The organism is Anaerospora sp. (assembly GCF_032013335.1).
In the GTDB taxonomy this organism is placed as follows: Bacteria; Bacillota; Negativicutes; order Sporomusales; family DSM-15969; genus Anaerospora.
This window is the reverse complement of record NZ_DALZUO010000005.1, coordinates 1-15,105: the sequence shown is the minus strand read 5'-3', so window position 1 is coordinate 15,105 and position 15,105 is coordinate 1. Positions and strand designations below refer to the sequence as shown.

The 15,105-nt window shown below is 46.5% G+C and carries 11 protein-coding genes; all 11 read right to left on the bottom strand.

The window, feature by feature from the left end; translation table 11 throughout:
• Window positions 1-14 precede the first annotated feature (14 nt).
• Window positions 15-1,844: a glutamine--fructose-6-phosphate transaminase (isomerizing) gene (gene glmS / locus RTR76_RS06015; protein WP_312517885.1), complete on the bottom strand. Its 1,830-nt coding sequence runs from the start codon at window positions 1,842-1,844 to the stop codon at window positions 15-17.
• 318 nt (window positions 1,845-2,162) lie between these two features.
• Window positions 2,163-3,503 (bottom strand): phosphoglucosamine mutase, encoded by a 1,341-nt coding sequence (glmM, locus tag RTR76_RS06010; protein WP_312517882.1) that lies wholly within the window; start codon window positions 3,501-3,503, stop codon window positions 2,163-2,165.
• A gap of 50 nt (window positions 3,504-3,553) precedes the next feature.
• Window positions 3,554-5,152, bottom strand: a complete 1,599-nt coding sequence (locus tag RTR76_RS06005) for an FAD-dependent protein (protein WP_312517879.1) — start codon at window positions 5,150-5,152, stop codon at window positions 3,554-3,556.
• 586 nt (window positions 5,153-5,738) lie between these two features.
• A complete protein-coding gene (locus tag RTR76_RS06000) occupies window positions 5,739-6,656 on the bottom strand; it encodes a CdaR family protein (RefSeq protein WP_312517876.1) in 918 nt (305 codons plus the stop codon).
• The gene (gene cdaA / locus RTR76_RS05995) at window positions 6,656-7,471 is read right to left on the bottom strand and encodes a diadenylate cyclase CdaA (protein ID WP_312517873.1); all 816 of its coding nucleotides are present in this window, start codon (window positions 7,469-7,471) and stop codon (window positions 6,656-6,658) included. The genes RTR76_RS06000 and cdaA overlap by 1 nt, the downstream gene beginning before the upstream one ends.
• A 246-nt stretch (window positions 7,472-7,717) precedes the next feature.
• Window positions 7,718-8,788: a branched-chain amino acid aminotransferase gene (locus tag RTR76_RS05990; RefSeq protein WP_312517871.1), complete on the bottom strand. Its 1,071-nt coding sequence runs from the start codon at window positions 8,786-8,788 to the stop codon at window positions 7,718-7,720.
• 41 nt (window positions 8,789-8,829) lie between these two features.
• Entirely contained in the window at window positions 8,830-10,242 is a 1,413-nt protein-coding gene (gene argH, locus RTR76_RS05985; RefSeq protein WP_312517869.1) for an argininosuccinate lyase, read from the bottom strand.
• Window positions 10,243-11,457, bottom strand: coding sequence for an argininosuccinate synthase (locus RTR76_RS05980; RefSeq protein WP_312517867.1), 1,215 nt, complete (start codon window positions 11,455-11,457; stop codon window positions 10,243-10,245).
• Window positions 11,458-11,836: 379 nt separating this feature from the next.
• Window positions 11,837-12,775 (bottom strand): ornithine carbamoyltransferase, encoded by a 939-nt coding sequence (argF, locus tag RTR76_RS05975; protein WP_312517864.1) that lies wholly within the window; start codon window positions 12,773-12,775, stop codon window positions 11,837-11,839.
• Between the two features lie 70 nt (window positions 12,776-12,845).
• On the bottom strand, window positions 12,846-14,039 hold the full coding sequence (locus RTR76_RS05970) for an acetylornithine transaminase (protein ID WP_312517861.1): 1,194 nt from the start codon (window positions 14,037-14,039) through the stop codon (window positions 12,846-12,848).
• Window position 14,040: 1 nt separating this feature from the next.
• On the bottom strand, window positions 14,041-14,940 hold the full coding sequence (argB, locus tag RTR76_RS05965) for an acetylglutamate kinase (RefSeq protein ID WP_312517858.1): 900 nt from the start codon (window positions 14,938-14,940) through the stop codon (window positions 14,041-14,043).
• Window positions 14,941-15,105: the final 165 nt, after the last annotated feature.

Here is a 15,105-nt window from a genome sequence, read left to right as displayed (position 1 = left end):
CGTTTCATTTATTGTTATTCTACTGTAACCGACTTTGCTAAGTTACGGGGTTTATCAACATCCGCACCACGGGTTACTGCTGCATAATAGGCCAGCAGCTGCAGCGGGATGACCGCAAGTACCGGAGCCAGATATTTATCCGTCTTCGGAATGAAAATAGTATGATCCACATATTTTTCAATCTGCGTATCACCCTTGAAGGCCATACCGATAACAACAGCATCACGCGCTTTGACTTCTTTGATATTGCTAAGAGTCTTCTCATAAACATCATGCTGAGTAGCTAGTGCAATGACCGGCACTCCCTCAATAATCAGAGCTAAGGTACCATGTTTGAGTTCACCAGCAGCATAAGCTTCGGCATGAATATAAGAAATTTCCTTCAGTTTGAGTGAGCCTTCCAGAGCCACGGCATAGTCCAGTGAGCGGCCAATGAAGAACACGTCTTCACTAAAACCGTATTTCAGGGCAAATGTCTTAATTGCTTCTACATCTTCCAGCAGTTCGTGGCACTGAGCAGGTAAATTTTTCAGGCCTTTGATTATTTCCGTTGCTTTAGCATCAGGCAACGTACCTTTTAATTGTCCCATATGAGTGGCAAGCATTAAAAGGGTCACCAGCTGAGTAGTATAAGCCTTTGTAGAAGCTACGGCAATCTCAGGACCGGCCCAGGTATAAACGACCTGATCAGCCTCGCGGGAAATCGAAGAACCAACCACATTGGTGACGGCCAGTGTCCGGGCGCCCAGACGCTTAGCTTCTTTAAGTGCTGCCAGCGTATCAATGGTTTCCCCCGATTGACTGATCGTGATGCACAGAGTATCCGAGTCAGTCAGCGGCTGCCGGTAACGGTATTCAGAGGCAATATCTACTTCTACAGGAATTCGGGCTAATTGTTCAAAATAATATTTAGCCACCATACCGGCATGATAAGCCGTACCGCAGGCTGTAATAACAATTTTCTTAAAGCTGCTGACATCGTCAGCCGTCCATTTTAATTCATCAAAAATGATGCTGCCATCATCTTTAGCTAACCGTCCACTGGTAGTATCACGAACTGCTTTCGGCTGTTCGTAAATTTCTTTGATCATGAAATGTTCGTAGCCGCCTTTTTCTGCAGCTTCCGCATCCCAATTCACTTCGAACACTTTCTTCGTTACCGGTACTCCCTGGCGGTTGGTTACCCATACCGAATCTTTCGTAACAACAGCCAATTCTCCGTCACTCAAGATATAGGTTTTACGGGTACGGCTGATGATAGCCGGGATATCGGAGGCAATGAAGTTTTCTCCTTCACCCAAACCAATAACCAACGGATTGTCTTGTTTGGTACAAATAATTTTGTCAGGATCATTCTGGCTCATGAACACTAATGCATAGGAGCCTTCAATTTTGGACAGCACTTTTTTAACAGCGGCTTCAAAATCGCCTTCATAGAACTCTTCCAGCAAGTGAGCCACTACTTCCGTATCTGTTTCAGATGCAAAATGATGTCCCTTAGCGATTAGTTCCTCTTTGATATGCATATAGTTTTCGATAATACCGTTATGGACAACAACAAATTTCCCTGTGCAGTCCGTATGGGGATGGGAGTTGACATCTGACGGACGTCCATGTGTTGCCCAGCGGGTATGGCCAATGCCCAAATGCCCGGCTACAGGGTTGTTATCATTAATTTTTTGAAGATTAACAAGACGGCCAACACTTTTTTGTACCGTAATTTTGCTTCCATCATATATAGCAATGCCAGCGGAGTCATAACCGCGATATTCTAATTTGGATAATCCCTCTAATAAAAATTTGGCTGCTTGATTAGAGCCAACATAACCGACGATACCACACATGTGATATTCCTCCTAAATTACAATTAAACTGTTATTTAGCTCTGCAACTGAATTTGTCCTGCACGTCACCCTGCAGTTTTGCCAGTTGCTCACGACCGGAGCTAGCCGAGAGGCATCCGCTGAAGTACATCTCGATAAACCTCTCCCTCGTCTACTTGCTGTGCAGCAAGTACCAGCGCTTTGTTTTAGTGTCTCTCAAAACGTAATGTCTATCCCTTTTTCACCTCCACCCTAATATGTTTATACATATGCAAAGGAGCACAAAACGTGCTCCTCTGCATACACATTCATTGTAATATAAACTGGTCGTTTGGTCAACTACACCAGTTCGCTCTTCACCACATCAGCAATGTTATTTACAATTCGTTTCAGCTCTGTCTGGCAAGGCCCTTCAGCCATAACCCGGATTAAAGGCTCTGTACCGGATGAACGGACCAGGATGCGCCCACTGTCGCCCAATTCGGCTTCACCGGCAGCAACAGCAGCAGAAATTGCTGCATTCTCCTGCCATCCGATCTGGGATTTAACCCGTACATTAACGAGAAGCTGCGGGAACTTAGTCATTAGCTTACCCAGTTCAGAAAGCTTCTTGCCTGACGATTTTACGGCGGTAATTAACTGCAAAGCTGTAAGTACACCATCGCCCGTAGTATTATAGTCACCAAAGATAATGTGACCTGATTGTTCACCACCCAGTACTAAGCCCTTTTCTACCATGGTTTCCAATACATAGCGGTCACCTACCGGTGTAACCAGTACCTTGCCGCCAGCTTGCTTAATAGCCTTATGCAATCCAATATTACTCATGACGGTAGCCACCAGGGTATTGTCTTTTAGCTTGCCCTCTTTCATCAAATTAAGCGTACACATAACCATAATTTGATCGCCATCAATTACCTGGCCCTCTTCATCAATAGCCAGGCAGCGATCGGCATCGCCATCATGAGCAATGCCAATATCGGCGTGATGCTCCAGCACTGCCTTTTGCAATCCTTCTAAATGCGTAGAGCCGCAGTGATCATTAATATTGATTCCCGTAGGTTGGTTATTCATAACAATTACATCTGCCCCTAACCGCTTAAGCAGCAGCGGTGCTACCTCGTAGGCCGCACCATGAGAACAGTCAACTACCACTTTAAGGCCAGAAAAATCAACAGGCACGGTACCAGCAATGAAATCCATATAATCTTGAATAAGATCGTGCCTATGGGTAATCGTGCCGACAGAACTGCCTATAGGACGGGGCAGGGTATCGATCTGGGCCTGAACAAGTTCCTCCAGCCGGTCCTCCACCGCATCAGGCAGCTTATAGCCAGTACCGGCAAAAAATTTGATTCCGTTATCCGGATAAGGATTATGTGAGGCCGAAATCACTACTCCAGCCTGAGCATCGAGTTTGCGAGTCAGATAAGCGACAGCCGGAGTCGGAACAACGCCCATCAATATTGCCTGTCCACCGGCAGAACAAATACCTGCCGCAAGAGCAGCTTCCAGCATCTGCCCGGAAATGCGCGTATCCCTGCCAATAATAACTACTGGATTCGCATGTTCTTCACCAAAAAGAAAAGTTGCAGCCCGGCCCATTTTATAGGCCAGCTCAGCTGTTAGTTCCGTATTTGCCACACCGCGTACCCCGTCGGTGCCAAAAAGTCGTGTCATGTAATTGTCTGTCTCCCTTCATCTCGCTGAATAGGCGTAATGTTTCGCCGTCAGCCTGGTTTGTACTCATTCATTAGCGCCATTGCCCCATTAACGCCATCCAGTGCAGCACTCATGATGCCGCCTGCATAGCCTGCACCTTCTCCAATAGGATAAAATCCCTGCGTTGTAATTGACTCAAAATTGTCACTGCGTACGATGCGAACCGGAGCAGATGTCCGGGTTTCAACACCGGTCATACGGGCACCCGGGTGATCAAAGCCCCGAATTTTGCGGCCGAATTCAGGCAGCGCCTTGGTAAGTGTATCTGTCACAAAGTCCGGCAGACATTGGCGCAAATCGACGGCTGCAACTCCAGGTCCATATGTTGGTTCAGTGGCAAACTCCATGCTGCCGCTCTTACCACTCAGAAAGTCTCCTACACTTTGAACAGGTGCAAAATAGTTTCTGCCACCCGCTTCAAAAGCTAACGCTTCATAACGCCGTTGAAATTCTATACCGCTTAAGGGGTGATCACCACAGTCAGCAGGATTAACGTTAACTACCAAAGCGCTGTTAGCAATGCCGCTGGCTCTGGCATGAAGACTCATCCCATTCGTAACTACACCGCCCTCTTCGGAAGCTCCGGCCACTACCAGACCACCAGGGCACATACAAAACGAATATGCCGTGCGGCTGCTTTCTTTATCGTGATAAACCAATGCATAATCGGCAGCCCCTAACTTAGGGTGACCTGCCAGTACTCCGTACTGGGCCCGGTTAATCAATTCCTGAGGATGTTCAATGCGCACACCAATGGCAAAAGGTTTTGCCTCAATTGCTACTCCCCGGTCATACAGCATCCGGTATGTATCGCGGGCACTATGCCCAGGACCGAACAAAACAGTCTCACAAGCAATTGACCGGTCACCATTGATGATTACCCCCTCGAGCTTGCCACCATTGATGACAACATCCGTCACGGTTGCTTCAAATTCTACGGTACCGCCAAGTTCAATAATACGATGACGGATATTTTTCACAACCTGACGCAGTAAATCAGTTCCCACATGAGGTTTGTGCTGATATTTTATTTCCGGCGGCGCTCCGGCTTCCACCAATACAGTAAGAACCTGCTGCATACGCGGATCATTAACACGGGTAGTCAGCTTACCATCAGAAAAAGTACCTGCCCCACCTTCACCAAACTGCACATTGGAATGAGGGTCAAACTGTCCAGTCTGCCAAAAGCGTCTTACGTCCTGAGCGCGCCGGTCCACATCACGGCCTCTTTCCAACAGTAAGGGACGGTAGCCATTTTGTGCTAATACAAGCGCCGCTAGTAAACCTGCCGGACCGGCACCAACTACCACCGGCGGATGCTTAAGCGTCTTCTGGCCAAATACAACGGCTTCGGGCGCGGGCTCAACAACCTGTACGACATCTTTATCATTGCCCAGTCGGGCTAATGCTGCGCCTTCAGCACTGTTGATCTTTACGTGAAGCGAGTATACAAAGGATATATTATTTTTACGCCGGGCATCGATAGCCCGGCGCACAATATAAACGTCATCAATGCTTTCTACCGGCAGACCAAGCCGCCTGGCAGTCAGCTTTTCAATCGAGGTCTCATCTGTAACAGGAATACGAAAATTAGTAATACGCAGCAAGGCTACTTCCCCTTTTGCAGAGTTAATTATTTTACTGTTCTATATTGTGCACCCCATAGGGGGGCTATTCATCATCTACTTAGCAGCTAAAATGAGATTGCCACGTCGCTATGCTCCTCGCAATGACAAATGAGCGAGCATCCATGGCCAGTCCTTAGCAGTAACCTATTGTGCCCCCATGGGGGGAGCTATTCACCATCTACTTGGCAGCTAAAATGAGATTGCCACGTCGCTATGCTCCTCGCAATGACAAATGAGCGAGCATCCATGGCCAGTCCTTAGCAGTAACCTATTGTGCACCCCATGGGGGAGCTATTCACCATCTACTTGGCAGCTAAAGATAGGGCTAAGCATTCATGGCCTTCCTTAGCGGTAACCTATTGTGCACCCCATAGGGGAGCTATTCACCACGAACTGCAACAAGCCCCGTTCCCCTTGGTCCCCCTGCCGCAAAGCTTAGGCCGTCGAGAAAGGCTCCAGCTGCTAGGAAGGCCGAGGAAGCGAGCGAAGACAGTACAGCGGCGGTACGGCAAGCGAGCTCCCGCAGGCCTGACAACGCAGATGGGGCCTTATCGGCGGCCGCCTCTTACTTCCGTTCGACTTGGATATTGACCACAACAGTCTGCTGCGAAACAACCTGTCCTTCTTTGGCCTGCAGCTTGGTTTCGCGCTTAGTATCCTGACTAATACTGCTCAGGTTGATTGGCTCTGTATAAATGAATTCCAATTTTTCTAGTTGATCGGCCGAACCGGTTACTTCTATTTTAGTCGGATCGGTAGTGATCCCCTTGAGAACATGTCCACCTGCCAGCTCGCCATAAATAAGCGGCCGGACATCAACCATTTTTCGAACGCCTTCCTTAGAGAAGACTACCGAAATGGTTACTTTATCGGGAAAGACAGTAAGTCCTTCTACTTCTTTTCCTGCCCGGTTGACCGGAGTCAGAGGGATAGTTGCATTAAAATCGGCATTTTTGTTTGTCACATCAGCAAGAACATATACTTGCTCTACATTTTCAACTACCGTCTTCGGCCCTTCAATGGTTACCTTCTCATGGCTGGAGGTTACCTTACCGACAGCAGCTCCCGCTGTTGCCGTACCTGTCAGGCGAATGTCAATCGGTAATTGACGGCTGATAGCTGTATCTATGCGAATGGTTGCTTTATCCGGATTTGTTTCCACCAGCTCCAAGCTCGAAGGAATCTGGGTATTAATTTTTACTGTATTTCTCCCTTCAGCCAGGCCCTTCACATCAATATACGCTACCATATCTTTTGCCAAAAGGCCGGCAATAATGCTTCTTGGGCCTCTCAGTTTAATTCTTACCGTATCAGGTAAATCAGAAACCACTAAATTTGTTTGACCATTACGCACTTCAACAGGAAGAGAAAAGCTGGATTCAATTGGCGGATTTTGCTCATTCATCACATAGAGCCACAAAATAGCTGCCAAAATGAGAGCTACAATTTTCGCAGTTAAATTGTTGCTGGTAATTTTACTCATTACGATGGCCTCCAGTTAAAGAAGTCGGTAAATGACACTTGCTTATTCACCAGGAAAGGCCTCAGTTTATCCTTTAGCATTTCACTGTCCAAGTAACGTGTCAACCGTCCTCCATAGACATAGGAGATTGTACCGGTTTCCTCACTTACAACAACAACAACCGAATCGGTTTGCTCTGTCATCCCAATCGCTGCCCGGTGCCGGGTCCCTAATTCCTTGTTAAGTGTCCGATCCTCGGTGAGCGGCAGCAGGCAGCCGGCAGCCATTACACGGTTGCCGCGAATAATGACGGCACCATCATGCATTGGTGTATTAGGAATAAAAATATTAGTAAGAAACTCACTGGATACCAGACCATCAATCTTCATGCCAGTCTCAATATAATCATTCAAACCAATTGCCCGTTCAAAAACCAGTAATGCCCCAATTTTATTTTTGGAAAGCGACGTTACCGCCCGCGTTACTTCCGCCAGCAGGGACTCCGCTTCCTCTTCATTCATAAAACCTGTTTTGCTAAAAATCTTGCCCCGCCCTAGCTGCTCTAATGCCCTTCTGAGTTCAGGCTGAAAAACTACCGGCAGAGCAACTAAAACTACTGTCATGCTCTTCTGAAGCAGCCAGTTCACTACATTCAGCCCCAGCCACTTGCTTACCAGTGTGGCAAACAATAGCACAACTAGGCCTTTCAGCAGCGCTACCGCCCGGGTATCTTTAATTAAAGCATACGATTTATATAATACAAAGGCTACTAAAACAACATCCAGGATATCTAGCAGAGTAACTGTAGATAAGATTCCTCTAATTTGCAGTAACATGAACGGTTGCACCTCATAGTCGGATTCTTCATGTTATTCTACCCATAAACAGGAAAAACCTTTAGTTTCAATGGCAGGTTGTGAAAAATAAATAAAAAAGTTAGAAAAGACTTGGCTTGCACCAAGTTCTTTAAGATGCAGGTGGAAGCCTATGTCGTTCTTATTTCTTATCAGAAAGTTATACTTTCTAATAAGATAAAAAACCACGGCACTTCTGCGCCGTGGTTGAATGAATAACAATCTAAGCTATATTTTAGCTACCGGATCAATCCAATTATGTTTGTCAGGAACAACACCATATTGGATGCCTGTTACCTGATCAAATAATCTTTGCGCGAATGGGCCTGTTTGATTACCATTAATAATGATTTTTTCGCCTTTCCAGGACAGCTCCCCTACCGGAGAAATGACTGCCGCAGTTCCGGAGCCAAATGCTTCTTCCAATTGGCCTTTCGCGTTGGCTTCGAAAACTTCATCAATACTGATTTCCCGTTCGCTGACCGGTACCCCCCATTCCTTCGCCAGTTCAATAACAGTGCGGCGGGTAATTCCGCCCAAGATACTGCCATTCAAGGCCGGAGTAATAAGCTCACCATTAATTTTAAAGAAAATATTCATAGTGCCAACTTCTTCTATATACTTGCGTTCAGTAGCATCAAGCCATAAAACCTGGGCAAAGCCTTCTTTTTTAGCTTCTTCCTGAGCTCGCAGTGATGCTGCATAGTTGGCCGGAGTCTTCGCTTCGCCTACGCCGCCTTTGATAGCACGGACGTATTTATCTTCCACCCGAATGCTAACAGGATTAAATCCGGCAGCGTAATAAGCACCGACAGGTGATAAGATGATAAACAGCTTATAATGATCGGAGCTTTTTACACCCACATAAGGGTCATTAGCAACAATAAACGGACGTATGTACAAGCTGGTGCCTTGCTTACCCGGAACCCAGGCCTGATCAATCTCCAGCAGTGTTTTCAAGCCCTTGGCAACTACATCCACATCGATACGCGGAATACAGAGAATATCTGCCGAACGATTAAAACGATTTAAATAATCTTTTGTCCTGAACAGCACGATTTGGCTCTCCTGGCGGAAAGCTTTCATTCCCTCAAAAATGGCCTGCCCATAGTGAAGTACCATAGCAGACGGCTCAAGCCCAAATGTACCATACGGTTCAATTCGGGGGCTGTGCCAGCCTTTACCGGTTTCATAATCCATTACAAACATGTGATCAGTAAAATGCTTACCAAAGCCTAATTGACTTTCGTCTGGGAGCGTGCCCGGCTTAGATACTTTGGTTATTGCTAATTCGCTCATTTCTTTTTGCGGCCTCCTTTATCGGTGTAGGATTAGAAAAATTATAGTCCTACTTTCCTGTATGTGTCAAGTACACCTTGCTGCTTAGTCAGTAAGGCTTTAGCATTTGCCACTTGCCTTGCCACTTGTACAGGCGATGTGCCGCCATGGGAATTGCGGTTTTGTACACAAGTTTCAATTTTAATTGCCTGCAGAATATCTGCTTCAAATAGCGGCGAGAACTGACGGAACTCCTCCAGACTTAACTCAGCCAACCATTTGCGCTCATCAATGCAATAACGTACCGAACGACCTACTACCTCATGAGCCTGACGGAAAGGCAGCCCTTTTTTCACTAAATAGTCTGCCATATCGGTAGCATTGGAAAAATCCCGCTGCAGTGAGTCCAGTGTCCGCTCACCATTTACTTTCATTGCCCGCAGCATGGATGCATATACAGATAAGCTGAATTTGACCGTATCAATAGTGTCAAATAAGCCTTCTTTGTCTTCCTGTAAATCCTTGTTATAAGCCAGTGGCAGCCCTTTAGCCACAGTCAGCATCGCCATCAAATGGCCAAAGACACGACCGGTTTTACCGCGTACTAGTTCAGAAACATCAGGGTTTTTCTTTTGCGGCATAATGCTGGAGCCGGTGCAATGAGCATCATCCAGTTCAATAAAACGGAATTCGGCAGTTGACCAAAGAATAATCTCTTCACTCAGACGGCTGAGATGCATCATTAGAATAGAAGCAAAAGACAGGAATTCCAGTATATAATCCCGGTCACTGACAGCATCAATACTGTTTTCATAGAGTGCGCCAAAATTCAACTGCTCTGCCACGTAATGCGGATCAATGGGAAAAGTCGTACCAGCCAATGCTCCTGCCCCTAACGGCATAACATCCGTCCGGTCCCACACCCCCTGCAGTCTGCCAAAATCACGAGCCAGCATAGAAAAATATGTCATAATATGATGGGAAAACAGAATGGGCTGCGCGCGCTGCAAATGAGTGTAGCCAGGCATGATAACTTCACTGTGCTTTTCAGCAGTTTCAACAATCGCTGCTTGCAGTTCGGTAACAAGTGCGGCAACTGCCGCTATTTCTCGGCGCAGATACATATGCGTATCCAGTGCTACCTGGTCATTGCGGCTGCGGGCAGTATGCAGACGTCCGCCGATTGGACCGATACGGTCAATCAGCCGCTTCTCAATATTCATATGAATGTCTTCTAAGGAAACCTCAAAAGAAAAGTTTCCAGCCTCAATATCAGCCAGAATTCCCTCAAGGCCAGTAACAATTTGTTCTGCATCGGTTTGAGGAATAATACCGCATTTGGCCAGCATCCGTGCATGGGCAATGCTGCCCGCGATATCTTCTTTGTACATGCGGCAGTCAAAAGAAATGGAGGAGGTAAACTCCTCCACTCCTTTGTCGGTGCCCTTTGTAAAACGGCCACCCCAAAGTTTCATCTATTTACCCGCCTCTTTCTGCATCAGAGCGCGAATTTTTAATGGCAGACCAAAGAGATTGATAAATCCTTCGGCATCCTTCTGATTATATACTTCATCACGTCCGAAAGTAACAAAACCTTCATGGAATAGCGAGTATGGCGATTTTGCACCGGCGCTCATGATATTTCCTTTGTATAATTTGAGCCGTACCGTACCGGTAACGGTTTGCTGCGTAGCATCAACAAAAGCATCCAATGCTTCCTTCAGAGGTGCAAACCACATACCATCATACACTAGCTCGCCATAGCGGACTGCGATCTGTTCTTTGTAATGCATGGTAGCCCGGTCAAGTGTTAAATACTCCAATTCGCGGTGTGCATAAAAGAGAATAGTGCCGCCGGGAGTTTCATAAACACCACGTGATTTCATACCAACCAACCGGTTTTCAACAATATCGGTAATACCTACGCCGTTTTCAGCGCCCAGTTCATTCAGTTTAGTTAAAAGTTCAACTGCACCCAGCTTCTCACCGTTAATGGCAACAGGAATCCCTTTTTCAAAACTGATTTCTACATAGGCGGCAACATCAGGAGCTTGCTCCGGTGTTTTTGTTACCATGTAAACATCAGCTTTAGGCTCATTCCAGGGATCTTCCAGGTCAGATCCTTCATGGCTTAAATGCCAGATATTGCGGTCCATGCTGTAAGGGCGTTTTTTGGTGACAGGCACAGGTACATTGTGTTTTTCTGCATAATCAATGGCATCCTCACGGGAACGGATGTCCCATAAACGCCAAGGAGCAATAACCTTAAGATGAGGAGCAAGAGCCTTGACAGTCAGTTCAAAACGAACCTGGTCATTGCCTTTACCGGTAGCACCATGGGCAATTGCATCAGCGCCTTCTTTTTCAGCAATCTCCACCAATTTCTTGGCAATGATCGGCCGGGCAAAAGAAGTACCCAATAAATATTTTCCTTCATAAACCGAACCGGCTTTCAACACCGGCCAGATGTAATCTTCCACAAATTCTTTGGTAACATCTTCGATATATACTTTGCTGGCGCCGGACTTAAGAGCTTTCTCCCGAACGGGCTCGACTTCATCCCCTTGTCCTAGGTCAGCACACATAGCAATAACTTCACAATTGCTGTAATTCTCTTTCAGCCACGGAATAATAACGGAAGTATCCAGTCCCCCCGAATAAGCAAGGACTACTTTTTTTACATCGCTCATAATCTAAAACCCTCCTGTAATGAATACGTGTTTTTACTATATATCAAAATCTGTCAAGAAGCCACAAAAATTAGACAAGAAGCCAAACATTGAGATTGCCACGTCGCTGCACTCCTCGCAATGACAGGTAAGGCTTCGTTCCATCCATCGTCATTCCCCTGTGCACCCCGAAGGGGAGCCTTGCACCGCCAACCGTCTCAAGCCCGTTCCCCGTACCCTTTTGCCGATAAGCTCAGGCCGTCGAGAAGGCTCCAGCTGCTAGGCGGAGGGGGAGGCGCAACCGGAGGCGTACATGGGCGTACGGTGAGGATTGTGCCTCCCCCTCCAACAACGCAGATGGTGCCTTATCGGCGGCCGGCTCTCCAACGCAGATGGTGTCTTATCGGCGGCCGCCCATGAGCAGAGCCATGATGGCTTTTTGGACGTGCAGCCGATTCTCCGCTTCATCAAATACCACAGACTGAGGGCCTTCAATTACATCATTAGTAATTTCTTCACCCCGGTGAGCAGGCAGGCAATGAAGGACAATAGCATCTTTGTTAGCTACAGCTAACGTATGGCTATTAATTTGGAAATCAGCAAACACACGCCGTCTTGCCATTTGCTCCGCTTCCTGGCCCATACTGGCCCATACGTCGGTATACAGCACATCAGCACCTTCAGCAGCAGCCAGCGGCTGATTGGTTATGGTAATACGACTGCCTGACAGAGCCGCGGCGGACTGAGCCTGCGCAACCATACGCTTATCCGGCTCGTATCCGGCCGGCGTAGCAACAGTAATATCCATCCCCACCTTGGCACATACGTGCAGCAAAGCATTCGCCATATTATTGCCGTCACCGATGTAAGCCATCTTTAAGCCTTTTAAATCCCCTTTATGTTCGACAACCGTAAATATATCAGCCAGCGCCTGGCATGGATGCAATAAATCTGTTAAGCCGTTTATGATGGGAATACTGGCGTAATGTGCTAATTCTTCCACTTCTGCATGAGAAAAGGTACGAATCATAATCCCATCTACATATCGCGACAGCACACGGGCAGTGTCTCGAACTGGCTCACCGCGGCCAATTTGCAGATCATTAGCACTCAAAAACAATGCCGATCCGCCTAATTGCCACATGCCTACCTCGAAAGAAACACGTGTACGAGTGGAAGACTTTTGAAAAATCATGCCAAGGGTTTTTCCCTTTAATATATGATGTTCTATCCCTTGCTGCTGTTTTTGTTTTAGTTCCCGGGAAAGCTCTAGAATCTCATAGACCTCACTTGTTGAGAGGTCATGAATAGATAATAAATCTTTGCATGTTAGGCTCATACCGATCCCCCTTTTGTACTTCTAGTATAAGGGGTATTGCATAAAATTTCAATGATTATTTATATTTATACTAGCAAAACTCAGCAAACACCTTATCTAAGTTAACTATTAATTCATCAATATGATTCTTATTAATGTTTAGCGGCGGCACAAAACGCAAGACCTCACCGGCAGTACAATTGATAATATAGCCTTCTTCCAGGCAACGATTAACAATTTCCCGTCCAGGACGGCTGATCTGCACGCCAATCATCAGGCCCTTACCACGAACATCAAGAATCAGCTGCGAATATTTACTCTGCAATTTGCGTAATTCAGCCATCATATATTCGCCCATAACAGCGGCATTCGCTCCCAGATTTTCTTCAGCGATTACAGCTAATACGGAATTTGCGGCAGCGCATGCTAAAGGATTGCCGCCAAAGGTACTGCCATGATCGCCGGCATGGAATACATCAGCTACTTTACCCGCAGCCAGGAAGGCTCCAATCGGTACCCCGCCGCCAAGACCTTTGGCAACAGTTACGATATCCGGTTTAACATCAAAAGTCTGATATGCGAATAAATTTCCTGTCCGTCCCATACCTGTCTGAATTTCATCAAATATGAGCAAAGCGCCATTATCATCACACAATTGACGTACCGCTTGCAAGTATCCGGCATCGGGAATATTAATACCACCTTCACCTTGAATCGGTTCAAGCATTACTGCGCAGGTTTTTTCGGATACGATATTTTTCAGGGCCTCCAAGTCGTTGAAGGGAACATAGCGAAAGCCACCTGGCAAAGGCTCGTATCCTTTTTGATATTTGGGCTGGGCAGTAGCAGTCAGTGTTGCATACGTACGGCCATGAAAGGAGTTCTCGGCAGTAATGATTTCCACACGGTCCTCACTTAAGGTTTTGCCATACTTCCGGGCCAGTTTAATAGCCCCTTCATTTGCCTCTGCACCACTGTTGGCAAAGAACACCTTATCCATGCCAGCCAGTTTTGTCAGAGCTGCTGCCAGGGATGCCTGCTGTTCCGTGTAATACAGATTGGAGCAATGAATAATCTTCCCGGCTTGTTCAGCAATCGCAGCAACCAGCTTAGGATGAGCATGACCGAGTACATTGACGGCAATCCCAGCTAAGAAATCAAGGTACTTCTTACCTTCCGTATCGTATACATACGGTCCCTCACCATGAGAAAGCACAATGGGGTAACGGGCAAAAACAGGCACATAGTGCTGTTCATCCTGTGCGATAATCTGTTCCTTATTCACGTTAACCCCTCCCGCTTTCTTTAACTACTTCCGTACCAATGCCGGTTGCCGTAAATACTTCCAGCATAAGAGAATGAGCCTGGCGGCCATCAATAATGTGTGTCTTTTCCACCCCTGAGGCTAAAGCGCGAATGCAAGCTTCTACTTTGGGAATCATCCCTCCGTCAATGCTGCCTTTCTTTACCATCTCCTGGGCTTCCGAGTAAGGGAGCGTCGAGACAAAAGTACTTTTATCATGATAGTCCCGATAAATACCTTCCACATCGGTAAGCAGCACAAGCTTAGCTGCACCGACAGCAGCGGCAATTTCACCGGCAACATAATCCGCATTAATATTATAGGTTTCCCCTTTTAAGCCTACACCGGTAGGAGCAATAACAGGAATGTAATTATGACTGAGCAGAATACGGATAATATCAGCATTGATTTTGGTTACATCACCAACAAAGCCGATATCCACTTCCTTTGGCTGACCATTTTCATATACCGTGGCCATTGTCTGTTTCGCCACAATAAGATCCGAATCTTTACCATTCAGGCCCACTGCTCTGCCGCCGTACTGATTGATGAGGCTAACAATCTCCGTATTGATTTTACCTGCCAGCACCATTTCGGCAATAGTAGCCGTTTCAGCATCTGTAACACGCAGACCGGCAACAAAATGACTTTGCTTGCCAACTTGCTTGAGCATACCGGTAATTTCCGGTCCGCCCCCATGTACAACAATGGGATTAATACCAATGCATTTCATCAGCACTATATCTTGAATGACATTTTTCTTTAATTCATCGTTAAGCATTGCATTGCCGCCATACTTTATAACAAAAGTCTTACCGGCAAATTTCTGCATATACGGCAATGCTTCCGCCAAAACCGCTGTTTTCTGGTCGATACTGATCATATCAATCCTCTCCTTACCCTTTACTAGGATGAATAACACTTCTTTATATATACGAATTCCCCTGCTTAGCTCTCAGAGCAAACAGGAGATTGTCGCACAACAATATTAACAGATGAGATTGCCACGTCGCTGCACTCCTCGCAATGACATTGAAGCTGATCGCCC

What these genes read in the sequence shown, in the direction of transcription:
- glmS (WP_312517885.1), bottom strand. Translation starts at nt 1,844, where the DNA reads ATGTGTGGTATCGTCGGTTATGTTGGCTCTAATCAAGCAGCCAAATTT.
- glmM (WP_312517882.1), bottom strand. Translation starts at nt 3,503, where the DNA reads ATGACACGACTTTTTGGCACCGACGGGGTACGCGGTGTGGCAAATACG.
- RTR76_RS06000 (WP_312517876.1), bottom strand. Translation starts at nt 6,656, where the DNA reads ATGAGTAAAATTACCAGCAACAATTTAACTGCGAAAATTGTAGCTCTC.
- cdaA (WP_312517873.1), bottom strand. Translation starts at nt 7,471, where the DNA reads ATGTTACTGCAAATTAGAGGAATCTTATCTACAGTTACTCTGCTAGAT.
- RTR76_RS05990 (WP_312517871.1), bottom strand. Translation starts at nt 8,788, where the DNA reads ATGAGCGAATTAGCAATAACCAAAGTATCTAAGCCGGGCACGCTCCCA.
- argH (WP_312517869.1), bottom strand. Translation starts at nt 10,242, where the DNA reads ATGAAACTTTGGGGTGGCCGTTTTACAAAGGGCACCGACAAAGGAGTG.
- RTR76_RS05980 (WP_312517867.1), bottom strand. Translation starts at nt 11,457, where the DNA reads ATGAGCGATGTAAAAAAAGTAGTCCTTGCTTATTCGGGGGGACTGGAT.
- argF (WP_312517864.1), bottom strand. Translation starts at nt 12,775, where the DNA reads ATGAGCCTAACATGCAAAGATTTATTATCTATTCATGACCTCTCAACA.
- argB (WP_312517858.1), bottom strand. Translation starts at nt 14,940, where the DNA reads ATGATCAGTATCGACCAGAAAACAGCGGTTTTGGCGGAAGCATTGCCG.